The sequence below is a fragment of the Klebsiella pneumoniae genome, assembly GCF_000742135.1.
Taxonomy (GTDB): Bacteria; Pseudomonadota; Gammaproteobacteria; order Enterobacterales; family Enterobacteriaceae; genus Klebsiella; species Klebsiella pneumoniae.
The window spans coordinates 272,933-298,528 of sequence record NZ_KN046818.1; the positions used below are offsets into that span (position 1 = coordinate 272,933).

Annotated in this window: 22 protein-coding genes; 7 read left to right on the plus strand and 15 right to left on the minus strand. The window is 56.2% G+C overall.

What is annotated here, in order from left to right; all coding sequences use genetic code 11:
• Positions 1-68: 68 nt before the first annotated feature.
• Positions 69-797 carry a response regulator transcription factor gene (locus DR88_RS23570; RefSeq protein ID WP_002885152.1) on the minus strand — a complete coding sequence of 243 codons (729 nt, stop codon included), beginning with the start codon at positions 795-797 and terminating at the stop codon, positions 69-71.
• 272 nt (positions 798-1,069) lie between these two features.
• Between DR88_RS23570 and DR88_RS23560 the strand changes: the two genes are divergently transcribed.
• Together DR88_RS23560 and DR88_RS23555 are read left to right on the plus strand one after the other, a co-directional pair.
• Entirely contained in the window at positions 1,070-3,217 is a 2,148-nt protein-coding gene (locus tag DR88_RS23560) for a formate dehydrogenase H subunit alpha, selenocysteine-containing (RefSeq protein ID WP_012737173.1), read from the plus strand.
• A 229-nt stretch (positions 3,218-3,446) separates the two neighbouring features.
• Positions 3,447-4,133, plus strand: a complete 687-nt coding sequence (locus tag DR88_RS23555; RefSeq protein ID WP_004151733.1) for a tetratricopeptide repeat protein — start codon at positions 3,447-3,449, stop codon at positions 4,131-4,133.
• 36 nt (positions 4,134-4,169) lie between these two features.
• Here DR88_RS23555 and gltP read toward each other — a convergent pair whose 3' ends face one another.
• Positions 4,170-5,483 carry a glutamate/aspartate:proton symporter GltP gene (gene gltP / locus DR88_RS23550; protein WP_004146659.1) on the minus strand — a complete coding sequence of 438 codons (1,314 nt, stop codon included), beginning with the start codon at positions 5,481-5,483 and terminating at the stop codon, positions 4,170-4,172.
• Between the two features lie 111 nt (positions 5,484-5,594).
• On the minus strand, positions 5,595-5,795 hold the full coding sequence (locus DR88_RS0124975; RefSeq protein WP_004146658.1) for a hypothetical protein: 201 nt from the start codon (positions 5,793-5,795) through the stop codon (positions 5,595-5,597).
• 100 nt (positions 5,796-5,895) lie between these two features.
• Between DR88_RS0124975 and acs the strand changes: the two genes are divergently transcribed.
• The 3 genes from acs (at position 5,896) to actP (ending at position 10,001) form a co-directional block, all read left to right on the plus strand.
• Entirely contained in the window at positions 5,896-7,854 is a 1,959-nt protein-coding gene (gene acs / locus DR88_RS23545; RefSeq protein WP_032443779.1) for an acetate--CoA ligase, read from the plus strand.
• 183 nt (positions 7,855-8,037) lie between these two features.
• Positions 8,038-8,349 (plus strand): DUF485 domain-containing protein, encoded by a 312-nt coding sequence (locus tag DR88_RS23540; RefSeq protein ID WP_004177812.1) that lies wholly within the window; start codon positions 8,038-8,040, stop codon positions 8,347-8,349.
• Positions 8,349-10,001 (plus strand): cation/acetate symporter ActP, encoded by a 1,653-nt coding sequence (actP, locus tag DR88_RS23535; RefSeq protein ID WP_024623073.1) that lies wholly within the window; start codon positions 8,349-8,351, stop codon positions 9,999-10,001. Before DR88_RS23540 ends, actP begins: the two co-directional genes overlap by 1 nt.
• 46 nt (positions 10,002-10,047) lie before the next feature.
• On the opposite strand, the gene DR88_RS23530 is transcribed toward actP, so the two are convergent.
• From DR88_RS23530 to DR88_RS23500, 7 genes are all read right to left on the minus strand, one after another.
• Positions 10,048-11,145 carry a type 1 fimbrial protein gene (locus tag DR88_RS23530; protein ID WP_002885139.1) on the minus strand — a complete coding sequence of 366 codons (1,098 nt, stop codon included), beginning with the start codon at positions 11,143-11,145 and terminating at the stop codon, positions 10,048-10,050.
• Between the two features lie 19 nt (positions 11,146-11,164).
• The gene (locus tag DR88_RS23525) at positions 11,165-11,713 is read right to left on the minus strand and encodes a fimbrial protein (RefSeq protein ID WP_050511138.1); all 549 of its coding nucleotides are present in this window, start codon (positions 11,711-11,713) and stop codon (positions 11,165-11,167) included.
• 35 nt (positions 11,714-11,748) lie between these two features.
• Positions 11,749-14,328 carry a fimbria/pilus outer membrane usher protein gene (locus DR88_RS23520; RefSeq protein ID WP_032105257.1) on the minus strand — a complete coding sequence of 860 codons (2,580 nt, stop codon included), beginning with the start codon at positions 14,326-14,328 and terminating at the stop codon, positions 11,749-11,751.
• Positions 14,282-14,971, minus strand: coding sequence for a fimbrial assembly chaperone (locus DR88_RS23515; protein WP_025862035.1), 690 nt, complete (start codon positions 14,969-14,971; stop codon positions 14,282-14,284). Before DR88_RS23515 ends, DR88_RS23520 begins: the two co-directional genes overlap by 47 nt.
• A 60-nt stretch (positions 14,972-15,031) precedes the next feature.
• The gene (locus DR88_RS23510) at positions 15,032-15,589 is read right to left on the minus strand and encodes a fimbrial protein (RefSeq protein WP_073980575.1); all 558 of its coding nucleotides are present in this window, start codon (positions 15,587-15,589) and stop codon (positions 15,032-15,034) included.
• A gap of 510 nt (positions 15,590-16,099) precedes the next feature.
• Positions 16,100-16,789, minus strand: coding sequence for an LrgB family protein (locus DR88_RS23505; protein WP_002885088.1), 690 nt, complete (start codon positions 16,787-16,789; stop codon positions 16,100-16,102).
• Positions 16,786-17,193, minus strand: a complete 408-nt coding sequence (locus tag DR88_RS23500; protein WP_002885086.1) for a CidA/LrgA family protein — start codon at positions 17,191-17,193, stop codon at positions 16,786-16,788. Before DR88_RS23500 ends, DR88_RS23505 begins: the two co-directional genes overlap by 4 nt.
• A gap of 105 nt (positions 17,194-17,298) precedes the next feature.
• Between DR88_RS23500 and DR88_RS23495 the strand changes: the two genes are divergently transcribed.
• Positions 17,299-18,180, plus strand: coding sequence for a LysR family transcriptional regulator (locus DR88_RS23495; RefSeq protein ID WP_002885085.1), 882 nt, complete (start codon positions 17,299-17,301; stop codon positions 18,178-18,180).
• A 162-nt stretch (positions 18,181-18,342) separates the two neighbouring features.
• Here the strand turns inward: DR88_RS23495 and DR88_RS23490 are convergent, their stop codons facing one another.
• The 4 genes from DR88_RS23490 to soxR form a co-directional block, all read right to left on the minus strand.
• A complete protein-coding gene (locus DR88_RS23490; RefSeq protein ID WP_002885082.1) occupies positions 18,343-19,989 on the minus strand; it encodes a Na+/H+ antiporter in 1,647 nt (548 codons plus the stop codon).
• Positions 19,990-20,136: 147 nt separating this feature from the next.
• Positions 20,137-21,486, minus strand: coding sequence for an NCS2 family permease (locus tag DR88_RS23485; protein WP_002885079.1), 1,350 nt, complete (start codon positions 21,484-21,486; stop codon positions 20,137-20,139).
• 388 nt (positions 21,487-21,874) lie between these two features.
• Positions 21,875-22,543, minus strand: coding sequence for a glutathione S-transferase family protein (locus DR88_RS23480; protein ID WP_002885078.1), 669 nt, complete (start codon positions 22,541-22,543; stop codon positions 21,875-21,877).
• Between the two features lie 259 nt (positions 22,544-22,802).
• Positions 22,803-23,261, minus strand: a complete 459-nt coding sequence (gene soxR / locus DR88_RS23475) for a redox-sensitive transcriptional activator SoxR (protein ID WP_002885077.1) — start codon at positions 23,259-23,261, stop codon at positions 22,803-22,805.
• Positions 23,262-23,345: 84 nt separating this feature from the next.
• Here soxR and soxS point away from each other — a divergent pair, with 84 nt between their 5' ends.
• Positions 23,346-23,675: a superoxide response transcriptional regulator SoxS gene (gene soxS / locus DR88_RS23470; RefSeq protein ID WP_004151738.1), complete on the plus strand. Its 330-nt coding sequence runs from the start codon at positions 23,346-23,348 to the stop codon at positions 23,673-23,675.
• Here the strand turns inward: soxS and pdeC are convergent.
• The gene (gene pdeC, locus DR88_RS23465) at positions 23,660-25,264 is read right to left on the minus strand and encodes a cyclic di-3',5'-guanosine monophosphate phosphodiesterase PdeC (protein WP_004146645.1); all 1,605 of its coding nucleotides are present in this window, start codon (positions 25,262-25,264) and stop codon (positions 23,660-23,662) included. The two genes, soxS and pdeC, sit on opposite strands and share 16 nt — an antisense overlap.
• Between the last annotated feature and the right edge of the window lie 332 nt (positions 25,265-25,596).

Here is a 25,596-nt window from a genome sequence, read left to right on the forward strand (position 1 = left end):
CACTTTAATAAAAAAAGTAAACTCCCTGCGCCAAATAAAGTCAACAGCGGGTTGGCAGCAAACCCGCCCTACGCCGCCTTCTCGCTGTGGGTCACGTCGGCGGAAAAGACATAGCCCAGACCGCGCAGGGTTTTAATCAACGTCGGCTGATGCGGGTTGAGCTCAATTTTGCGCCGCAGGCGCATGATCAGCACATCGATGGTCCGGTCGAATACCTCGGTGCTTTCGTTATGAGTCAGCGCCAGCAGCTGTTCGCGATTCAATACCCGGCGCGCGTTCTGCGCCAGCGCCAGCAGCAGGCCATATTCTCCCTGGGTCAGCGGGATCGCCTGCTGCTGCGGGTTATACAGTTCACAGCGCGTGGTATCCAGCCGCCAGCCGTTAAACGTCAGGCCAGCACCGGCGCCCGACGCCTCGCCGGCCAGCGCCCCACTGCGTCGCAGTACCGCTTTCACCCGGGCGACCACCACCCGCGAGCTGAACGGTTTGGCGATGTAATCATCGGCGCCCATCTCCAGGCCCACCACCACATCAGACTCACTGCCCAGACCGGAGAGCATCACCACCGGCAGCTCAGGCCGCGTGCGCTGCAGCTGCTGGAGCACCTGCAGGCCATGGGTATCCGGCAGGATCATATCCAGTAAGACCAGCGCGATATCCGCCCGCTGCGCCACCGTCGTCAGCGCGTCGTTGCCGGTCTGGCTGACAAGCACTTCAAACGCGTGCGCGCCGAGCACATCGCTGAGCAGCTCGCCCATTGCCCTGTCATCATCCACCACTAAAATGACTGGTTTCATTTTTGCCTCTGCCCGCCGGGAATTAGTGTCAGTCTGATCGATTCTGCAAGCCTGCGCCGACAAATTCCTCTCCCGGTGACATTTTTTCAAGCGCCGTCACATCTCCAGGGTATCGACACGTCAAATCTGTCGACAGGCTGTTTTTCGTCAGCATTCCGCCCAAAAAACCCGCGTATCATCAAGGAATACCCACAATGAAAATATGGCATAGAAGATGCATAGTGACGGCGCGATAGCGCAAACGCGCCCATTGAATAACTGGAGCAAGACCGATGAAAAAAGTCGTCACGGTTTGCCCGTATTGCGCATCAGGTTGCAAAATCAACCTGGTGGTCGATAACGGCAAAATCGTTCGGGCTGAAGCGGCGCAGGGGAAAACCAACCAGGGAACCCTGTGCCTGAAGGGCTATTATGGCTGGGACTTCATTAACGATACCCAGATCCTAACGCCGCGCCTGAAAACCCCCATGATCCGCCGTCAACGCGGCGGCAAGCTGGAAGCCGTCTCCTGGGACGAGGCGCTGGATTACGTCGCCACCCGCCTCAGCGCCATTAAAGCCAAATATGGCCCGGATGCGATCCAAACCACCGGCTCCTCCCGCGGCACCGGTAATGAAACCAACTATGTGATGCAAAAATTCGCGCGCGCCGTTATTGGTACCAATAACGTCGACTGCTGCGCTCGCGTCTGACACGGCCCTTCGGTTGCAGGTCTGCACCAGTCGGTCGGTAACGGCGCCATGAGTAATGCCATCACGGAGATTGATAACACCGATCTGGTGTTTATCTTCGGTTACAACCCGGCGGATTCCCACCCTATCGTGGCGAATCACGTCATTAACGCTAAACGCAACGGGGCGAAAATTATCGTCTGCGACCCGCGCAAAATTGAAACCGCGCGCATCGCCGATATGCACATTGCGCTGAAGAACGGCTCGAACATCGCGCTGCTCAACGCCATTGGCCACGTGATTATTGAAGAGGATCTGTACGATAAATCCTTCGTCGCCAGCCGTTCCGAAGGCTTCGAGGAGTATCGCAAAATCGTTGAAGGCTATACGCCGGAGTCGGTGGAGGAGATCACCGGGGTCAGCGCCCAGGAGATCCGCGCCTGCGCCCGGATGTATGCCAGCGCCAAATCCGCCGCCATCCTGTGGGGCATGGGCGTCACCCAGTTCTACCAGGGCGTGGAGACGGTGCGGTCGCTGACCAGCCTCGCGATCCTCACCGGCAACCTCGGCAAGCCGAGCGTCGGCGTCAACCCGGTACGCGGCCAGAACAACGTTCAGGGCGCCTGCGATATGGGTGCGCTACCGGATACCTATCCGGGCTATCAGTACGTCAAGTTCCCGGAGAACCGCGAAAAATTCGCCAAAGCCTGGGGCGTGGAAAGCCTGCCTGCGCATACCGGCTATCGCATCAGCGAATTGCCGCACCGCGCGGCGCACGGTGAAGTGCGGGCGGCGTACATTATGGGTGAGGATCCGCTGCAGACCGACGCCGAACTCTCGGCGGTCCGCAAAGCGTTCGACGATCTGGAACTGGTTATCGTCCAGGACATTTTCATGACCAAAACCGCCTCCGCGGCTGACGTCATCCTGCCGTCCACCTCGTGGGGCGAGCACGAAGGCGTGTATACCGCAGCGGACCGCGGCTTCCAGCGCTTCTTTAAAGCGGTGGAGCCGAAGTGGGACCTGAAAACCGACTGGCAGATCATCAGCGAAATCGCCACCCGGATGGGCTATCCGATGCATTACAACAACACCCAGGAGATCTGGGACGAGTTGCGGCATCTGTGCCCGGACTTCTACGGCGCCACCTACGAGAAAATGGGTGAGCTCGGCTATGTCATGTGGCCGTGCCGCGATGAGTCCGACGCCGATCAGGGGACGTCATATCTGTTTAAAGAGAAGTTCGATACCCCGAACGGACTGGCGCAGTTCTTCACCTGCGACTGGGTCGCGCCGATCGATAAGCTTACCGATGAGTACCCGATGGTATTGTCGACGGTGCGCGAGGTCGGCCATTACTCGTGCCGTTCAATGACCGGTAACTGCGCGGCGCTGGCGGCGCTGGCGGATGAACCAGGCTATGCGCAAATCAACACCGCCGACGCCGAACGGCTAGGCATTGAAGATGAAGAGCTGGTATGGGTCAATTCGCGTAAGGGGCGCATCATCACCCGCGCGCAGGTCAGCGATCGGCCGAATAAAGGCGCGGTGTACATGACCTACCAGTGGTGGATCGGCGCCTGTAACGAACTGGTCTCAGAGAACCTGAGTCCGATAACCAAAACGCCGGAGTACAAGTACTGCGCGGTCAACGTTGAGCGGATTGCCGATCAGCGCGCCGCGGAACAGTACGTGATCGACGAGTACAACAAGCTGAAATCCCGCCTGCGCGAAAGCGCGATGGGTTAAGGTTCGGCGGTCTGACCCGGCTCGCGCGATGCGTAGGCCGGGTCAGGCGCAGCCGCCACCCGGCACATAAACGGCTCCGTGTCCACAGTCTGTCGCCCGGCGGCGCTGCGCTTGCGCGGGCCTACGGTCAGGTAGCGCAAATCGGCCCTACCTACCGATACCCGCCATTTTCTTCTTTTTCGCCTCCCTTTATACTGCGCGCTATGTTCCTTACTGATAATAAATACAAATGAAATACCTCTTTTTATTTCTACTGGTTTTCACCAGCGGCGCAGCGGTGGCCACCGAACCTGGCAGTCAGTATCAACAGCAGGCCGAAGCCGGCGATCGACGCGCGCAATATTACCTTGCCGATACCTGGGTCAGCTCCGGCGATTATCAAAAAGCCGAATACTGGGCGCAGAAGGCGGCCGCCCAGGGCGATGGCGATGCGCTGGCGCTGCTGGCGCAGCTCAAAATCCGTAACCCCCAACAGGCGGACTATCCGCAGGCCCGCCAGCTGGCGGAAAAAGCCGTCGAGGCCGGCAGTAAATCCGGAGAGATCGTCCTCGCGCGGGTGCTGGTCAACCGTCAGGCTGGCGCCACCGACGTAGCGCACGCCATCACGCTGCTGCAGGATGCTGCCCGGGATAGCGAAAGCGATGCGGCGGTAGATGCCCAGATGCTGCTGGGGCTGATCTACGCCAGCGGCGTACACGGCCCGGAGGATGATGTGAAAGCAAGTGAATACTTTAAAGGCAGTTCATCACTTTCCCGCACCGGCTATGCCGAATACTGGGCCGGGATGATGTTCCAGCAGGGAGAGAAAGGCTTTATCGAACCGAATAAGCAGAAGGCGCTGCACTGGCTCAACGTCAGTTGCCTGGAGGGGTTTGATACCGGCTGCGAAGAGTTTGACCGGATTAGTAAAGGATAAGAAAAAGCCCGGCGCTATCGCGCCGGGCTTTGTGTTTTATTGGGCGGTTTTATCAAACTTGCCCAGCACTTCGCGTTCATAGGCCAGCGCTTTTTTGCGATCGAACTTATGCTCCCACTTGGCGATAACCAGCACCGCCAGCGCATTACCCACCACGTTCAGCGCGGTACGCGCCATATCGAGGATACGGTCGACGCCGGCAATAAAGGCAAGCCCTTCCAGCGGGATCCCGACGCTACCCAGGGTGGCCAGCAGCACCACGAAGGAGACGCCCGGCACGCCGGCGATCCCTTTCGAGGTCACCATCAGGGTCAGCACCAGGGTAATCTCCTGCCAGATAGAGAGGTCAATACCGTACAGCTGGGCGATAAAGATCGCCGCGATGCTCTGATACAGCGTTGAACCATCGAGGTTGAAGGAGTAACCGGTCGGCACCACAAAGCTGGTGATCGACGCCGGCGCGCCGTAGGCTTCCATCTTCTCAATAATGCGCGGCAGTACGCTCTCCGAACTGGCGGTAGAATAAGCCAGAATCAGCTCATCTTTCAGGATGCGGATCAGGATCCAGATGCTCAGACCACACAGGCGCGCGACAATCCCCAGCACCACCAGCGCGAAGAACAGGATCGCAAAGTAAACCAGCAACACTAGCTTGGCCAGCGGCCACAGCGAGGCGAAACCGAAGGTGGCGACGGTTACCGAAATCAGGGCGAATACCCCGACCGGCGCATAGCGCATCACCATATGGGTGACTTTAAACATGGTCTCGGAGATAGAGCGGAAGACCGTCACCAGCGGCTCACGGTGGGTCGCCGGCAGCGAGGAGAGCCCCAGGCCAAACAGCACCGAGAAGAAGATAATCGGCAGCATATCGCCTTTCGCCATCGATGCCACGATATTGGTCGGCACCAGCGACAGGATGGTGCCCATCAGGCCGTGCGCATGGCTCTGCACTTCGGCGGTGGTGTTCTGATATTTCGAAATATCAACTGCCGCCAGCTGCGACATATCAATGCCCGTCCCCGGCTGGAAGACGTTGGCCAGGGTGATACCCAGCACAATCGCCACCGTGGTGATCACTTCGAAATAGATAATGGTTTTGGCACCGATCCGCCCTAACTGTTTGGCGTCACCCACGCCGGCAATCCCGACCACCAGGGTCGAAATGACAATCGGGACCACGATCATTTTAATCAGATGGATAAAGATATCGCCCGCCGGCGTCAGCAAATTGCTAATTAACCAATCGCGACTTTCAGCGTGGTAATGCAGATAACTGCCCAGAAGGATACCCAGCACCAGGGCTAGCAAAATTTGCCAAGCCAGACTGACTTTTTTTGTTTTCTTCACTACTGACTTCCTCAATGAAAGGCACCATTCCTTTTCGTCATGGTACCCACTGCAGGGGGTATGAATTGTGTTGCGTTGCTTTGTGGGGTTATTTAACGCGCAATATCAGTATCATTTGCACGGCATGCTGCGCAAGCCTTTAAGAACAGGGCTTTCCTCTGCTTTTATGCATAAAGCAGCGAATTTCCCCCAGTTATATTGCATAAGTATTTGTAATAAAAAAAATTTCACAGCTTCCGTTTCTATAAATTCATTTGCGTAATTATTTCGCTTCAAAGTTTCATTTGATGAAATTTCACCCAGTTTAATCATTGCGTGATCTGCCCCCCAATTAACAAACAAAGCTGTCAAAACCCCTACTCTTAACGTTTGTTTGACATATATTTAACAAGTTCAAAGGAGAAAAAAAGCCATGAGCCAAATTCACAAACACCCTATTCCCGCTAATATTGCGGAACGTTGCCTGATTAACCCGGATCAGTACAAGGCGCAGTACCAACAATCCATAACCGACCCTGATACATTTTGGGGCGAGCAGGGCAAGATCCTTGACTGGATGCGGCCCTATACCCTTGTAAAGAACACCTCCTTCGCACCGGGTAATATTTCCATCAAATGGTATGAAGATGGCACCCTGAACCTCGCCGCTAACTGTCTCGACCGCCACCTCGCCGAACGCGGCGATCAAACCGCCATCATCTGGGAAGGCGACGACGCCAGCCAAAGCAAGCACATCACCTACCGTGAACTGCATGCCGACGTGTGCCGTTTCGCCAATGTGCTGCTCGACCTCGGGATTAAAAAAGGCGACGTGGTTGCTATCTATATGCCGATGGTGCCGGAAGCCGCGGTGGCGATGCTGGCCTGCGCCCGCATCGGGGCAATCCACTCGGTCATTTTCGGCGGCTTCTCGCCGGAGGCGGTGGCCGGACGCATTATCGACTCCAGCTCACGTCTGGTGATCACCGCTGACGAAGGGCTGCGCGCCGGTCGCGCCATCCCGCTGAAGAAAAACGTCGATGACGCGCTGAAAAACCCGAACGTGAAAAGCATTGAGCACGTGGTGGTCCTGAAACGCACCGGCGGCAATATCGACTGGCAGGAAGGCCGCGATCTGTGGTGGAGCGACCTGATTGCGAACGCCAGCGCCGAACACCGGCCCGTCGAAATGAACGCCGAAGATCCGCTGTTCATCCTCTATACCTCCGGCTCCACCGGTAAACCGAAAGGGGTGCTGCACACCACCGGCGGCTATCTGGTCTATGCGGCCACCACCTTTAAATACGTTTTCGACTACCATCCGGGCGATATTTATTGGTGCACCGCCGACGTGGGCTGGGTCACCGGCCATAGCTATCTGCTGTACGGCCCACTGGCCTGCGGCGCCACCACCCTGATGTTCGAAGGGGTGCCGAACTGGCCTACGCCGGCGCGCATGTGCCAGGTCGTCGATAAGCATAAGGTCAGCATTCTCTATACCGCCCCGACGGCTATTCGCGCCCTGATGGCGGAAGGCGACAAAGCTATCGAAGGCACAGACCGCTCCTCGCTGCGCATTCTTGGCTCGGTCGGCGAACCGATTAACCCGGAAGCCTGGGAGTGGTACTGGAAGAAGATCGGTAACGAGAAGTGCCCGGTGATGGACACCTGGTGGCAAACCGAAACCGGCGGCTTTATGATCACTCCGCTGCCGGGCGCGATTGAGCTGAAGGCCGGCTCCGCGACGCGTCCGTTCTTCGGCGTCCAGCCGGTGCTGGTGGATAACGAAGGCCTGCCGCTGGATGGCGCCACCGAGGGCAACCTTGCCATCGCCGACTCCTGGCCCGGCCAGGCGCGTACCCTGTTCGGCGACCATGAGCGCTTTGAGCAAACCTACTTCTCCACTTTCAAAAATATGTACTTTAGCGGCGACGGCGCGCGTCGTGATGAAGATGGCTATTACTGGATCACCGGCCGGGTGGATGACGTCCTGAACGTCTCCGGACACCGTCTGGGGACCGCCGAGATCGAATCGGCGCTGGTGTCGCACCCAAAAATCGCCGAAGCGGCGGTGGTGGGGATCCCGCATAACATCAAAGGCCAGGCCATCTATGCCTACGTGACGCTCAATCACGGCGAAGAACCGACGCCGGAGCTGTATGCCGAAGTGCGTAACTGGGTACGCAAAGAGATCGGTCCGCTGGCGACGCCGGATGTGCTGCACTGGACCGATTCGCTGCCGAAAACCCGCTCGGGCAAAATCATGCGCCGCATTCTGCGTAAGATTGCCGCAGGCGACACCAGCAACCTCGGCGATACCTCGACCCTCGCCGATCCTGGCGTCGTGGAAAAACTGCTCGAAGAGAAGCAGGCCATTACCATGCCATCGTAAGTAAGGACCGATTCCCTACACCCTCTCCCCTTCCGGGGAGAGGATAAAAATAAGTCCCTCCCCCAGGATTTCACTCGCAGGAACGCCGTCAGCAACACCTGTCCCGGCTCCGTCGCCGGAGGGGTTGCTGTCGCCAGCGTCCGCCGAGTGGATGACGAAAGGGAGACCTCTGGAGACGCTAAGATGAATGAACAACTTTGTCAGCGGATAGAAAATAGTGCGCATTTCAGGGAGTTAGTTGCATCACGGCAACGGTTTGCCGCCATTCTGTCAGTGATTATGTTAGTGATCTACGTGGGCTTTATTTTGCTTATCGCCTTTGCACCCGGCTGGCTCGGCACCCCGCTGCACGCCGGAACCAGCGTCACCCGCGGGATCCCGCTCGGCATTGGCGTGATCGTCATTTCGTTTATCCTGACCGGTATTTATGTCTGGCGAGCTAACGGTGAATTCGACCGTTTGACCAAAAGCGTTCTCAACGAGGTAAAAGCATGATCAAGAGAGTCCTGACGGCGCTCGCCGCCACGCTGCTGCCCCTCGGCGCTCACGCCGCAGACGCTATTACCGGCGCGGTACAGCGCCAGCCGACCAACTGGCAGGCGATTGTCATGTTCCTGATTTTCGTCGCCCTGACGCTGTACATCACCTACTGGGCCTCAAAACGGGTGCGTTCGCGCAGCGATTACTACACCGCCGGCGGCAATATTACCGGCTTCCAGAACGGGCTGGCGATTGCCGGCGACTTTATGTCAGCGGCGTCGTTCCTCGGTATCTCCGCGCTGGTGTATACCTCCGGCTACGATGGGCTGATCTACTCGCTGGGCTTTCTCGTCGGCTGGCCGATTATCCTGTTTCTAATTGCTGAACGTCTGCGCAATCTTGGCCGCTATACTTTTGCCGATGTCGCCTCTTACCGCCTGAAGCAGGGGCCGATCCGCACCCTCTCCGCCTGCGGTTCGCTGGTGGTGGTGGCCCTGTATCTGATTGCCCAGATGGTGGGCGCCGGCAAGCTAATCCAGCTGCTGTTCGGCCTTAATTACCATGTCGCCGTAGTGCTGGTTGGCGTGCTGATGGTGCTCTATGTCCTGTTCGGCGGCATGCTGGCGACTACCTGGGTGCAGATTATTAAAGCGGTTCTGCTGCTGTGCGGCGCCAGCTTTATGGCCTTTATGGTCATGAAGCACGTCGGCTTCAGCTTCAATAACCTGTTTACCGAGGCGATGGCGGTCCACCCGAAAGGGGCGGCGATTATGAGTCCCGGCGGACTGGTGAAAGATCCGATATCCGCGCTCTCTCTGGGTCTGGGTCTGATGTTCGGTACCGCTGGCCTGCCGCATATTCTGATGCGCTTCTTTACCGTGAGCGACGCCAAAGAAGCACGTAAAAGCGTCTTCTACGCCACCGGTTTTATGGGCTATTTCTATATCCTGACCTTTATCATCGGCTTCGGCGCCATCATGCTGGTCGGCGCGAACCCGGCGTTTAAAGACGCGGCCGGACAGCTTATCGGCGGCAATAACATGGCGGCGGTGCACCTGGCGGATGCGGTTGGCGGCAACCTGTTCCTCGGGTTTATCTCTGCGGTAGCCTTCGCCACTATCCTGGCGGTGGTGGCGGGCCTGACCCTCGCCGGCGCGTCAGCGGTGTCGCACGACCTGTACGCCAACGTCTTCCGCAAGGGCGCGACCGAGCGTCAGGAGCTGAAGGTCTCCAAGATCACCGTGCTGATCCTTGGGGTGGTGGCCATTCTGCTGGGTATTCTGTTTGAAAATCAGAATATTGCTTTCATGGTCGGCCTGGCCTTCTCCATCGCCGCCAGCTGTAACTTCCCGATTATTCTGCTGTCGATGTACTGGTCGAAGCTGACCACCCGCGGCGCGATGGTCGGCGGCTGGCTGGGCCTGCTGACTGCGGTCATTCTGATGATCCTCGGCCCCACCATTTGGGTGCAGATCCTCGGCCATGAGAAAGCGCTGTTCCCGTATGAATATCCGGCGCTGTTCTCCATTGCCATCGCGTTCATTGGCATCTGGGTCTTCTCCGCCACCGATAACTCACCGGAAGGGATGCGCGAGCGCGAGCAGTTCCGCGCCCAGTTTATCCGTTCACAAACCGGGATCGGTATCGAACGCGGCCAGGCGCATTAATCGTCCTCTCCCTTCCCCGGCATCGTTCGGGGAAGGGATTCTCCCCTCAGTTATAAGTAAAGGTGATCACCCCGGTGGCGTTGGCTGTCCCCGCGGTCACCGCGCTCCCCGTCCTGTAATAGTTAGTGGATAAGGCGAGCGTCTGCATGGCCGCTGCGCCTCCGGGGCTGTCGGGGTTGGTGAAATAGCTGTAGCTGGCATCCGCGCCGCTGTTGGTCACCGTCGCGCGGCTCGAAGTATAGAGGCTGATATCGGTATTTAACGGCAGTGCTTTGCCATTCAAATTTAACTGCACTCCCACGCCAGTGGCGGCATTCTGTTCCGCCGTGAGGGCCATCACCGTATTGTCAGGGTTATCCCCGCTTGCAGAAGCAGCCGCCACACGCATCGAAACGTTAGTTCCCGGCTCGCAGGAGAGGCTCAGAGACTGCCGCGCGCTACCCACCTTCGTCGCGGTATTAAACTCACTGGCATTGATGCTGCCCATGGAAAAACTGAGATTATTGCTACCGACAATACACCCCATCGGGATTAGCTGGATGCTGGTGGTGCCGCTGATGTGCAGTTGTGAAATAGCGATGGTCCCCTTTTTATCCTTGGCCGATACCGTGGCCACCGGGTCGCTGAACGATAATTGACTCTTGCTGGCGATGGCGCCGCCGGTGGCCACCAGCTGCAGCTGATACGCCGGGGTATAATGAGTCGACGCGAAAGAGTCGAAAAGACCTGTCGGCTTTCCGAGGTAATAATTCACATCACCAATATAATGCACCTGCGAGTCGGGGCTGAAATCATCGGTGTCATCGCCATATTCACCGCTGATATTGAGCCACACCTTGACGCGGATACCGATCCCCTGCACCGAGGTGGCATAGATATTATCCCCTATCAGTGCCCCGGCATTGTTCGAGGACCAGGCAAAAACCGCGTAGGTGCTCCCCTCACAGTTAAGCAATTCCGTTTGCGAGCGCGTAATCTTCCCCGAGTCATACAGTACCGTCCCTGCGGTATAGCTCCCGGCATTGACCAGGATCTTTTCCGGCAGGTTGGTCATCGAGACATCGCCATAGTTGGTTCCCGTGCAGGCCGCCCAGCTATAGACGGGACACAGTGCCAATATGAGCAATAAGATCAGTTTTTTCATACCCATCCCTGTCGAAACGTTATTTGTAGGCCACATCGAACGTGGCGGTAAACCCGACCATCCCGGACCTTACCTGGCCATAAGGCGAAAACATACGTGCCACCATATTAAAGGTATGGATATCCGCATCGTCCCCAAAGGTATAGAGATACTGGTCGCCGGGGCCAAGGGGCTGCTGGTCGGCCATGCTCTGCAGCTGCAAACCGACGCCGCTGGCACCGTTGCTGCCAGTCTGGAAGTTTTTATAGATTGAAGCGTGGGTGCTATCGAAGCTGGTGCCGCTAAACGCGATGGTCACCGCCGACGCATCGGCGGAACAGCTGGAAAAGACCAGCTTAACCGGCACGCTGGCGCCGCTCGCCCCGGCATGTCCGGAGAACGTCTGCGAGGAGGCGGTGCCTAAATCGATACTGTTCGACGGCTCCACGGCCACCTCACAGGAAGGCGCTTCGATGGTGCCCGTGACGTTAAAATTGACCGTGCTGCTGCCCTCATAAGCCAGCGCCGGAAGGGAGAGCAGCAAAATGGCCACCAGGAGGCCCCTTGTGCTGCCGTCTCGCATATTCATATCAGCCCCTCTTCCATGTTGAAAACCTGCATCCATTACCGACATTCGGCCTGATAGAACAGAATATCGTCGCCAAGGGCCATGCCGGAGAAGTCATAATGAACGGTGCACTGCTCACTGCTTTTCTCCCCCCAGCGCGCTAACAGCTGGCCTTTTTTCTGCAGCCCCGTTAGATACACCTGCCCCTCATCGCCAACGATATTGCTGCGCGACGCGCTACCGTGATCATTATCGAGGGTCACCAGCGCGCCGAAAGGCACCACGCCATTGCGGGTACGCAGGGTGAGCATCGCCTTATAGCCAATTCGCGTGTCGTACTTCACTTTGACGATCGCATTGCGCGTCGGAACCACCGTTCTGGCGACGTTATCCACTTCAGCGCCAGGTATTTCCTGTTCATCCAGCGCCAGGCTGTTACGATGGTACGGACGGACGTAAGGCACCACCGCATATCCGGCGGCATCCGTCGTCACGTTTGTCTGACCGCGCACTGTCACATCGCTGACGCCAGGCGTTTCGACCAGCGCAGAACTCTCGCCCAGAAACCGTGATAGCGTGAGTCCGCCCGCATGGGCGACCATGCCCCCGCGCAGCGAATAGTTGTAGTGATTGCTGTAGCGGTCGTAGCCATAGCCGCCAGCCACATCCCCTTTCGAACCCTGGTAGTTGACGCTGAGGTTGCCGGAGGTGCTTTTATCCTGCGTGTTGTACCCTTCCAGTACGCTCCAGTTCAGGGAACGATCCTCGAACGCCGAGCCGTTGAGCCCCACGCTGTGCGTGGTGTCGTTATGCCGACCATGGTTCAGGGTGTAATTTGCCGAAAGCGTCTCACCAAGCGGAATACTTAACGTCAGGGAGACGACCGTATCGCTGGATGGCCGGTTATTGCTGCTGTCATCGGTACGTTGCACATTGCGGTTATAGGAATAGTTAATAAAGTAGGAGGCCTTGCCAATCGACCCGCTATAGCCCACGCCCACCGATTCCATACGCGAACTGTCCCAGTAGGTCTCATTGACCAACGAAAGCGAGAGCGAACCATAGCCAAACAGCGTCTGCGACAACGATGCGTCAAACCGGCCTTTCGTTCTGCCGCTCTGCGTACAGCAGTCGCGCTGTGTGGAAGAGTTATCGACAAAGTCCTGAAACGAATAATATCCCGAGGTGGAGTAGCGATAACCGGCCACGGAAAAGCTGGTGCCCGTCTGCAGAAAGCTTTTACTGAAGCGGACGCGATACGATTGCCCTTGCTCTTTACTGGTTGACGAGGCCGTATCGCTGGTTTTCACGTCGGCCCACGACTGAGAGCCATCAAACGACAGCGCACCGATAGTACCGAGGTTAAAGCCAGCGCCTAACAACAGGTTGGTATATTTATCTTCCGCCTGCTGGAAACCAGTATAAAGAGTGATGTTGCTGGTGGCGCCATAGGCCAGGGAAGACTGAATAAAGTTATATTCTTTATCGTCGGAGCTACCCGATCGCGTCCTGCCGCTGCTCAGCGCATAGTCCAGCTGGCCCTCACGTTGCAGGATCGCCAGCGACGCGAAAGGCACCACAAAGTTTTGCTCGCTGCCGTCAGACTCTTTAATGTTGACGTACAGGTCGCCGGCGCTGCCGGTGGCGTACAGATCGTTAATTTCAAAGGCGCCGGGAGCAACGGTGGTTTTATAAATGCTGTAACCATTCTGATAAACCGAGACCTCCGCGGTGGTGCGCGCGATCCCTCGAATCGTCGGCGCAAAGCCATGCAGGCTATCCGGCAGCATCTCTTTGTCCGAACTGAGCTGCAGACCGGTAAAACTCAAACTGTCGAAAATGCCGGAAGAGGTATACGTATTACCGACCACCAGCTGGCTGCGTAGGGTGTGAATATCGCGGGCAAGATAGGAGTAAACCGACTCCCAGCGGCTGTTGTTATCGCTGTGGCTATAGGTGCTGTAGTTGCGCAGGCGCCATGGTCCCAGATTCAGCCCAGGCTGCAGGCTGACGAACTGACTGTCGATAGTGGCGCCGTTATGCCGCGGCGCATTACGCTGCCCGGTGACGCTATAGTTGAGAAGACCGGCATTGATCCCCTGTTGCCACTGGCTCTCGGGAATATAGTCTCTGGGGCGATTCAGCATGGCGGCCTGCGGCACGGTAAAATCAATGCGCTGCTGGGCAAGAGATACCGAGAACGTCATCCCGGGGATCGCCGACAGCCGGGCGCAGGTTTCCCCTGCCTCGAACAACTGCGGATAGGCGGTGGTATTAATCAACCATGAATTCAGATACTCCGCGGACAGGCAGGGAGAAGCAGTCGCGCCTGCGTCATGGCTAATTTCCTGAAAAGTCAGCGAGTCTGAACTGACGTACTTATCGTTGATGTAAACATCCAGGTGATAGGTGCCCGGCGGTATGCCATCTTGCGAAAAATAGGATAGATCAACCGAAGCCGCAGGACTCTCGGCGACTTCGAGTAAATTTGGGTTGAAATATTCGCCGGCCTCCGCGCGAGAGGGTAGAGTACTTAGACACAGAATAATAGCGACGCAGATACTTTTAGTTGAAAATAGCAGCTCAACGCTACTGAATGATAGCGGTATATTTCTTCCCTGACATACCATAATCATTAATCACGCTCCATGTGATCTCTTTTTTTCCTGTCGCCGACAGGCTACTCTGCACGGGTATTTTTAATGTGGAAAACGGGGCAGCAAACCATGCGCCAGAAATATTTTTACCGTTAAGGCTAACCTGTGAGAAATTCATATACAGCGGTGAGTTATTTTTTACCGTCACCGACGTCCCCTCTTTCCCCCACTGTAATTTTTCAGCGTACGATTCCGGTGTATTACCTTTTAACGCAGCGGGTCGATAAATCAATTTTATTTTCGAATTAATCGCAAACTGTACGACATTTTTATCAGGTACATACTCTGTTGCCGGGATCCCTTTAATATTGAGCCAAAACATCGACTCGCGATCGTCGGGTAATTTCTTTCCTGATCGAACTACGCGGACAAATCCTTTCTCCCCGGCTTTGAGACGAAACAGCGGCGGCGTAATAATAAATGCGTCTTTGGCGGGTGAGGCTGCATCAACCACCGAGAGCCAGGACTGAACGATATTGCTGTTCTGATCTTTATTCTCAACCGTTATTACAGCGTTATTTTTCGTACCATCAAAAACCAGACGCGTACCGCCAACGACCACGCTGGCCTGCGCGAAGGAAGAAGACAGCAATAAACCGATCGCAAAAAAAGGATATCTCATATGTTTAATTTAAGGGGAATAGCAGGCGATTCCCCTTTCTCCATTCAACAAGAAGCCGAATTAATGATAGGTCACGTTATAAGTCACGGTTGTCTGAACGGTACCTTTCGTCGGATCGGCATCACCCGATTTCACCATTTTTACGGTGAACGGAATGGTTGCTGCACCCGAAGAGATATCAACATCAGAACCCTCTTCGTTATTCTTCATCACATTGCCCGCTTCGTCGAAAAGGGCCACAGCGACGCCGGTTGCCGGCTCATCAGTTGCCTGGTTTTTAAAATAATCGCTGTTCGCGCTATCGGAAACACCGCCAAAAGTGACGCGGGCGATACTGTTGCCACCTTCTTCCGCGGTCGGGCAATCAGCTAAGCTAAAGGAGAAGTTCTTGGCAGCGCCGAAGGTATACGCTTTCAGATCCGCCACTGAGGTGGTGCCCATATCAATAGCCGTTACACCGCCATCAATGGTCGCCGTACAGGTGGTATCGGAAACAATACCATTAAAGGTAATGGTGTTATCAGCCTGCGCAACGGTAGACAGCGCGCTGCAGGCAGAGAAAATCAGGGCACCCGCCAGAAATTTTTTACTCATCTTCATATTTATTCCCATATCCATTATAAACGACAATCAGTCCGTCAATTGTTTTATGCAGCGATATTAGAGAATGAAATTCAAGCAGCGCGGCGTCATGCATGTATTTACATGACATATGGTTTATGACAATTAATATTATTCATAAATAAACGACCAGCATTTGAATCCATTCAATAATACAAGCTCGCGTAAAAATAATAACTAGCATGAGGTAAGAACTCAATTATTAATGTAAAAATTGATTTTTTGCGACATAACATCGCAACGCATGAGTGGCCATACTCAAAACCATAAAAATCAAATAGTTATAAAGTTATAAAATTCGCAAAGATAATTGGATATTTATATAATATTTACCCCATAATTAAATACGGGCATGCAGAGAAACATTTAGTTACAAAGTCAGTGCTGATATAAGAATTGGCTTAATCTTTTATGATGAACCGTTAAATGCATCAATAACAAAAACAGGGAATAGCCGATAGCTATTCCTCTCCTCAATATTTATTAACATTCACTCTGGCGATAATGTTAAAACAGCAGCCAGCGGACGACCGGCGCAGCCAGCACCACTACTACGCCTGACAGCATCATCACCAGGCTGGCCACCACGCCCTCCTGCTGGCCCAGCTCATACGAGCGCGCCGTTCCCGCACCATGGGAAGCCGCGCCGAACCCGGCTCCTTTCGCCATCCCCTCCCGGATAGCAAGACGTAAGAACAGCATATCTCCCACCGCCATGCCAAACACGCCGGTGATCACCACAAACAGCGCCACCAGATCGGGTTGTCCGCCGAGCGGTTTCGCCGCCGCCAGCGCAAAGGGCGTGGTCACCGAGCGCACCGCCAGGCTACGCTGAATTTCATCAGACAACATAAACCCGCGCGCCAGCCATACGGAACTGGTGACAGCCACCACTACCGCCGTCACCACCCCGGCGCTGAGCGACATCCAGTGGCGTTTAATCACCGCGACATTTTCATACACCGGAACGGCAAAGGCGATGGTCGCCGGGCCCAGCAGCCACAGCAGCCAGTGGGTCTCTCCCATATAGCTCTGATAAGAGATGTGGCCTACCACCAGAATCAGCACCAGCAGGATCGGCGTGAACACCAGCGGCATCAGAGGGAGTTTATGAAAACGGCGATACAGTTTTTTGTTGGCGTAATAGAGGACCAGCGTCGCCACCAGGCACAGGATACTCAGCACGGCATCGCTCATTTTTTTAACCTGCCCACTTCGTAACGATAGACCTTGTCAACGACCCAGGCGGTGGCGCCGAGCACCATCAGCGTGCTTAAGGCAATCACCAGAAATATCCGCCAACCATCGACCATCAACAGCTGGGCGTAGTTCACCACCGCGACCACCGCCGGGACGAAAAACAGCAGCATCTCCGCCAGCAGCCAGCGGGCGCCGGCGCGCACCCAGCTTACCGGTATCACCCGGCAGACGATCAGCAGCAGGAGCATCACCATGCCGACCAGGTTAGCCGGCAGCGGTACCTGCCACCTGTTCACCAGATATTGTGCGAAGATGAATAACCCGACGTAGAGAAGTACCTGTACCGGGATCTGAAGTCGTTGCGCCACGGCGGGGGCAACGCGAGCTGGCGCGAAGGCCATGTGCGATAGTCCTGAAAAAAAGAAGTCAGGCGAGCAGTATAGAGAGCCGCCGAAGCGGACAGAAATGAATTAAAATCATCGCAGGTATAGTCTCAGGGAATAATTATGGATATCCGAACGCTGCGCTATTTCGTTGAAGTGGTTCGTCAGCAGAGTTTTACTCGCGCGGCGGAAAAGCTGTTTGTCACACAGCCCACCATCAGCAAGATGCTCAAGAATCTCGAAGATGAGCTGAACTGCACGCTGTTGATCCGCGACGGCCGCAAACTACTGCTCACCGATACCGGGCGCGTCGTTTTTGAACGCGGCCAGGCGATCTTGGGCGAGTTCAGCCAGCTGGAGTCAGAGCTGAGCGATATCAACCACCTGCATAAAGGGGTGCTGCGGCTTGGCATTCCGCCGATGGTCGGGATGTTGATGGCCGAGCCGATCAGTCGCTTCCGCCAGCGCTACCCGGGCGTCGAGCTGAAGATCGCCGAGTTTGGCGGCCTGACGGTCCAGCAGGCGGTCAGCAATGGCGAACTTGATATGGCGATGACCGCCCTGCCTGTCGAGGAGGATAGCAGCCTCACCATCCTGCCGTTGTTCAATCACCCGCTGTGCGTCCTGACGCCAAGAACCGCGGAGTGGGAAGGTAAAACCTCGCTCTCGCCGGCCGAGCTGGCGTCGCATCCGCTGGTTATCTACAACGAGGAATTTGCCCTTAGCCAGCAGCTGATGCGGCTGTTTGCCGAGCATGACGTGAAGCCACGTATCGCAGTGCGCAGCGGCCAGTGGGATTTTCTCGCCGCCATGGTGCAGGCGGGCATTGGCGTAGCGATCCTGCCGGAACCGATTTGCCAGCGTCTCGACCGGCAGAATTTTTGCTGGATCCCGTTGCAAAGCGAGCTGCGCTGGGAGCTGGGGATGATTTGGCGGGAAGGCGTATATATGTCGCGCAGCGCTGAAGCCTGGCTGACGTGCAGCAAAGCGTTCTGGCTGGAATAATTCCCTGGTGACAACGCGTTCCGCAAGGGAAGGGGTAGCCCGGGTCAGGCGCTTGCGCCGCTGCCCGGGTTTCCCCCGGTCGCGCTAACGCTTACCGGGGCTACACATTTACTGCAGTCTCGCCAGTAGTCCGAATAAGCGTCGCGCTATCCGGATTACAGGTTATTGATCTTCGATTAACAGCGCTTCCAGCAGGTCGAGATCGTGGAGCAGCTTCTGCAGCGTCTCGTTACTGATCTGCCGGGTGGCGCGCAGATGATACAGCTCGCCGCGCTCAGAGCGCAGCGCCGCCAGGCGGAAGCGGCGTTCCAGACTCTCTTCGAGCATAGAGGTTTCCACGTCGTTACGCCCATCGGCGCGCCGGCGCAGGTTACCGATCACCCGCGAACTGACTTCGGTCAGCAGCTGGGTATCGATATTCTCTTTGGTATCCGCCGCCAGACGCTCTTCCATCTTCTGGATCGCCACAATCGCCACGTCAGCCGTTGCCGCGCGCGCCAGACGCTCCTCTTTCCGCTGCTGCACATTATCGCTCGATTCAATGTGACGTAGCAGGATCGGCAGCGCAATCACCCCGACGAACAGCGAGAACAGGATCACCCCGGCGGCGAGGAAAATCAGCTCATAGCGCGCCGGAAAGACATTCCCGTCAGGCAGCAGCAGAGGAATGGAGAGCACACCGGCGAGGGTAATCGCCCCGCGCACCCCGGCAACGGAGGAGATCAGCAGCTCGCGCGTAGTCCAGGAGCCAAACTCCATCGGCTTCTTCTTCAGGAAGCGCTGACTGAGCTTACGCATCGACCACAGCCAGCCAAAACGCACCAGCATCAGCGCGGCATAGATCAGGATAATGTCGGTAAACAGCATCCAGGTCTCAACGTTGGGGTCGGCCTCCGCCGCCACCAGCGAACTGGAGAGGATATCCGGCAGCTGCAGGCCCAACAACAGGAAGACCATGCCGTTGAAGACAAACTCCAACATTGCCCAGGTGCTGTTGGCGCGCAGGCGCATGGCCAAGGGCGCGGTGCGCATCACGCCGGAACGGGTGATGGTCATCCCCGCCGCTACCGCCGCCAGGATGCCGGAGACACCGATATGTTCGGCAATCAGATAGGAGGCAAACGGCAGCAGGAACAGCAGGACAATCTGCGTGGCGGGTTCATCCCCGCCCCAGCGGCTGAGGAAGCGCATCGAGCGGCCATACGACCAGCTCACCACAAACCCGGCCAGCACGCCGCCAATCGCCACCTTCAGAAATTCTACGGTGGCGCCGCCAACGGTAAAGACCATGGTGCCCATCGCCACCGCGACGGCAAACTTGAGCGAGACCAGGCCGGAGGCGTCGTTCATTAGCGCCTCCCCCTGCAGAATGCCCATGATTTTCTTCGGTATCCGCCCTTCCCCAACGATGCCCGAAAGCGCCACGGCGTCGGTCGGCGACAGCACGGCCGCCAGCGCGAACGCAGGGATCAGCGGAATGCCCGGCACAATCCAGTAGATCAGAAAGCCGATGCCGACCACCGTCACGACCACCAGCGCTAGCGCCAGGCCGAGGATCTCGCGCCCGTGTTCAATAAATTCGCGGGTTGGCGTTTTCCAGCCGTCGGCGAATAGCAGCGGCGGGATAAACAGTACCAGAAACAGCTCTGGATCAAATTCAACGTGCAAACCAAAGGTCGGCCACGCCAGAAGCGCGCCAATGGCGATTTGCATCAGTGGAAGTGGAACCTGAAAGGGCAGTACGCGCGTCACTACCCCGGAGAGTGAGACCACAAGGGTCATGATGAGGATGGTAAAGAATATTTCCATGTGTTCCCTGTTTGCTGCGTTTTCTTTTATACCTGTAAGGCGTCGTGCCTGTGAATCATACGCTACCCAGATTAACGCAAATGGAAACAGGATGTGGCTTAAAAATAAAACGGGCGGCCTGAGCCGCCCGTGAGGAGCACGAAGGGTTTAAATCGCCCAGCCGCCGGCGTAGAACACCACCAGCGCCACAGCGATAATCACCGTGCCGAGGTTCAGTTTGCGCCACTCGCCGGAGACCAGACGGCCAATAACCAGGGTCGCGAAACCGATCATGATGCCCGTCACGATGTTACAGGTCAGCACGATAAACACCGCGGTGATCAGGCCAGCCATCGCGTCAACAAAGTCATTGAAATCGATTTTCGCCACGTTGCTCAGCATCAGCAGGCCAACGTACATCAGCGCCGGCGCGGTCGCGTAGGCCGGCACCAGATAAGAGAGCGGGGAGAGGAACAGGATCAGCAGGAACAGGACACCGACCGTCACCGCGGTCAGACCGGTTTTACCACCGGCCGCGGTACCCGCCGCCGATTCGATATAAACCGCCGCCGGCGCCGCCCCGACTAAACCGGAGAAGACGCTGCTCAGGGAGTCGGTGGTCAGCGCTTTACCGCCGTTGATGATCTGTCCGTCCTTATCCAGCAGGTTCGCCTGGCCAGCCACCGCGCGGATGGTACCGGTGGCGTCAAAGACCGCCGTCATCACCAGCGCCAGCACGCTTGGCAGCACGACCGGGTTGAGCGCGCCGACGATATCCAGGCTGCCGATCAGGGAATTACCCTGGCCATCGCTCAGGGATGGCATAGCGAAAATGCCGGAGAAATGGACGTTGGGATCGAAAATCAGGCCGACAATCGACACGCCGATAATGGTCAGCAGAATGCCGCCCGGCACCTTCATTTTTTCCAGACCAATGATCACCGCGAGGCCAATCAGCGACATCACCACCGGGAAACTGTCAAAGTTGCCCAACGCCACCGGCAAACCGTCCAGCGGGTTTTTGATCACCAGACCAACGCCGTTGGCGGCGATCAGCAGCAGGAACAGGCCAATGCCGATCCCGGTACCGTGCGCCACGCCCTGCGGCAGGTTACGCAAGATCCAGCTGCGGATGCCGGTTGCCGAGATCACCGTAAACAGGACCCCCATCAGGAATACTGCGCCGAGGGCTACCGGAATACTGATCTGCTGCCCCAGCACCAGGCTGAAGGCGGTGAAGGCGGTCAACGAGATAGCGCAACCGATCGCCATCGGCAGATTCGCCCATAATCCCATCGCCAGCGAGCCAACGCCCGCTACCAGACAGGTCGAGACAAACACCGCGGCCGGCGGGAAGCCCGCTTTACCGAGCATGCCCGGCACCACGATGACGGAGTACACCATCGCCAGAAAGGTAGTAAGACCTGCAACAATCTCCTGACGCACGGTGCTGCCGCGCGCCGAAATTTTAAACCAGGCGTCCAATGAACCGCCGGTACGCGCTGAAGGCGTAGACATAGAAAACTTCCCCTGAAAATTTTTATCGTTCGTTGATATGCGTGGTGGACCGTCCACTGCCAGTTAAACGCGATCTCCATGTACCGAATCGCAGCGCCAGGGGGGCCGCAAAAAAGCAAACGTTTAACTCCGCGCATACACTACGGTGGTCAACCTTATCGCCTCCCCCGGACAGCAGAAAAAAGGGGGAGCGAAACAGAAAGGCAAACGATTATCCGGCCTTTAGATAACCCTTTTCAACCGATGTTTATCGTATTTCGCTAAATTTCGCTTATGACGAACAGAAAATGACCAGCCGATGCGCAAACGTTATCGTCTATGCGCAATCCGCTAACAATTTTTTAGTGAGTTGCTTTCATTTATCGACGTCATCGGATCCGCTGATATCTCAGGCGCCGGGTAAGGTGAAGGGGCCGCCGCGCTCGATGGCGCGTTGCCAGGCCGGTCGCTGTTCCACTCGCTGACGCCAGGCCTCGATATGGACAAGGTCATGCATGCCGCCGCGCGCCAACAATGCCATCACCGGGAAGCTCATCTGGATATCGGCCATGCTCAGCCGCTCGCCAGCGAACCATGGCCGCGCGGCAAGATGGTCGTCAATGAACCGCGCATGGGTGGCCAGCTGCGGATCGAGCCACGTTTTCTGTATCCCCTTGCCCAGCAGCGAACCCAGCGAGCGAACGCCAAAGGGCACAGGGGGTTTGCCAAGGCTGGCGAACACCAGCTTCATTAACAGCAGCGGCATCAGCGAGCCTTCGGCATAGTGCAGCCAGAAGCGGTACTGCAGTTTGTCGTCAATTCCCTGCGGCTTCAACAACCCGCCGCTGTCCCAGGTTTCCTGCAAATACTCGAGGATCGCCCCGGACTCCGCCAGCACATAGCCGTTATCTTCCAGTACCGGTGATTTGCCCAACGGATGGATTTTTTTCAGCGCCGCCGGCGCCAGCATCGTTTTCTCCCGCTGATAGCGGACTATCTGATAAGGCAGCTGCAGCTCTTCCAGTGCCCACAGTACGCGTTGCGATCGTGATTGATTAAGATGATGTACCGTCAGCATGAGCCTCTCCCGTAGTTTGTTCAAATTAACTATAGAAACAGGCGCTCATTGCCGGGAAAATTTCAGCAAAATAGTGAGGAAAAAGCGACGGCAGATGCCATAGTTAAAGTGTCGACGCAAACCGGAACCTCCATCAACAGATTGCGCAATACTGAGGGACGTCGACGTCGGGGGAAACCCTCTCGCGAACCAGCGAGATAATGCGAAAGACCAAGACCGGAAAACAACTAAAGCGCCCAGTTGTGGCGCTTTAGTTTTATCACTCGTCTTCCAGCAGCCGGGCGCCGGTTCCCTCTTCCCCCAGTTTATCGCCCGGGTTGCGCAGCGGGCAGTCGCGTCGCGATAAACAGCCGCAGCCGATACAGCCGTCGAGCTGGTCGCGTAGCGCCGTCAGGGTATGAATGCGCCGATCCAGCTCCTCACGCCACTGCGATGACAGCATCTTCCACTCTTTTGCGCTGAGATTGTGCCCTTCCGGCAGCACGCCAAACGCGTCGCCGATAGTGGCCAGCGGGATGCCAATACGTTGCGCAATTTTGATAATCGCCACCGCGCGCAGAACGTCACGCCGGTAGCGCCGCTGATTGCCGGCATTCCGCTGACTGTGGATCAATCCTTTACTCTCATAAAAATGGAGGGCCGAGACCGCCACGCCGGTTCGTTTTGCCACTTCTCCAGGCGTCAACAGCATTTTGATGCGGGGTGATTTCTTTTCCATAAAGCGCTTTACCTCAAGTTAACTTGAGGAATTATACTCGCCTGCAGACAAAACGACGAATCGAGAATTGAGAGAGGCCGCTTTATGTCCCATCAGGATATTATTCAAACTTTGATTGAATGGATTGATGAACATATCGATCAACCACTTAACATTGATATAGTCGCCAGAAAGTCAGGATACTCGAAGTGGTACCTGCAGCGGATGTTCCGTACCGTGATGCATCAGACGCTGGGGGACTATATTCGCCAGCGCCGCCTGCTGCTGGCGGCGGAAGCGTTGCGAACCACCCAGCGGCCGATCTTTGATATCGCCATGGATCTGGGCTACGTCTCGCAGCAAACCTTCTCCCGGGTGTTCCGCCGCGAGTTTGACCGCACTCCCAGCGACTATCGCCATCAGATCTCCGCGTGACGCGGCGGCTGAGGCACGTTCGCGGGCGCGGGAGCATTGGCTAACCACTGCATAAACTCCCGCGCCGGCATCGCTTTCGCAAACAGCCAGCCCTGGCAATACTGTACGCCGCGCTTGTAGAGCCAGCTTACCTGCTCCGGCGTCTCCACGCCTTCTGCAATCGTCTTTAACCGCAACCCGCGCGCCATCTCGATGATATGTTCAGCAATCAGGTGGCTGGTGTTGTTGGTGGTGAGCGTATCGACGAAGGTTTTATCGATTTTGAGGATATCGACGTTCAGCGCGTGCAGATTATGCAGATTCGAGTAGCCGGTGCCGAAATCGTCGATGGCAATTTCATAGCCTGCTTCGCGGAACGCCTGGATCACCGGCGTGGTCTTCGGTACGTCGATAAACCCGCGCTCGGTCACTTCGATTTTGATTTGTCCGATACAGACCGCGTAGCTGTGCGCTTTCTCACTGATCTGTGAAATCAGCCGCGCCGAATGGAAATCCGACGCAGAGAGATTGATGGCTATATACAACTGTGGATGGCTGGCCAGAAACTCACCCATTTCATAAAACAGTTCATCCACCACGTAGTCCGTGACCTGGGCAATCATGCCTTCATTTTCCGCCAGCGGAATAAACTCCGCCGGGTTCATCACCGGACCCTCAAACCCAGGCCAGCGCAGCAGCGCTTCCGCCCCAACGCAGCGGTTATTTTTAATATCGATAATCGGCTGGTAGTGCAGGCGCAGCTGGCGGCAGCTCAGAGCCCGCTGCAGCATATTGCGCGGCGAGTGATACTGTCGGCGGGTGCGCGACCACACCAGCACCAGTAAAATACTGCAAATTATCCCCAGCGGCAGCGTCAGACTGGCCTGGTCACAAAAGTTGTGATAGTAGCTGGCCCGCGAGGTGGACATAATGACGGCGATGGGGCGAATAGCGGAGCGGGCGATCGTATACACCCGGCCATTCTGATTAAAAAAGGTATCGCCTTCGCGAATTAACGCATGGAGTTCCGCGGGCTCGACATTGTTACTTACCGAGAAAAAGAGGTTGGTTTTGGTATCGAAAACGCCATAGGCTAAATCGCGGTCGCTGGCGATCACCGAGCTGTACGAGAAGGGATTAACCACCACAACATAGGGCCCCTTCTGCATATAATTCATGGCAAAGCCCGGATAAAACGGCGTGTCCCGGTAATAGTAAATCGCGACATCCGGCTTTTTGGTGTAATTAGCCGCCGGCATCCGCCAGCCGGTTTGCTGATGAACGGACGTTGAACAGATAAAGCGCTGGCCGTTAGCGTAGATCAGATCTTCCACATACAGCAGGCCGCGCACAATATGCAGTAAATAACGCTGGTGATCCGCTGAACACAACTCACCGCGATACTGGCTGGCTTTAGCCCGAGCCTGATCCGCTTCCCGGATGACCATTTCCGTTTTTTGCAGCGCCAGCTGCGAAAATGAGTGTAATTGATCAATGGTTTCGGCTTTAGCCCGCAGCTGGGCAAACCACAATGCCAGCACCACTGGCAATAAAATAACCAAACCTGTTCCGATGACTCTTAGCGCCTTATGCGGCGCACTGTCACCCATTTACGCTTACATCCATGCGATATGCCTTAATTAAGGTAGCCCGAACACGTTAGCAATCGCGATTGCGATAGACATCAGCTGACATCCGACAGCCCTCACGAGCGTCAGTTTTACCTCTGATGGTGATGAATAATACTTATTTATCAGGTATTCGGAAGATATTCCGGCAAGATTAAGAATAGACGCGCATCTGACTCGGTTTCTCCGTGTAATAAACAAGAACAGGTAATAAAACCCGCAGAATAATAATCATTAGGCAGTGAATGAAAATATGCTTCCCGGGGTTGCTCACCAATATCCACACAAACTTCATAGTTATTAAACGCAGCAAA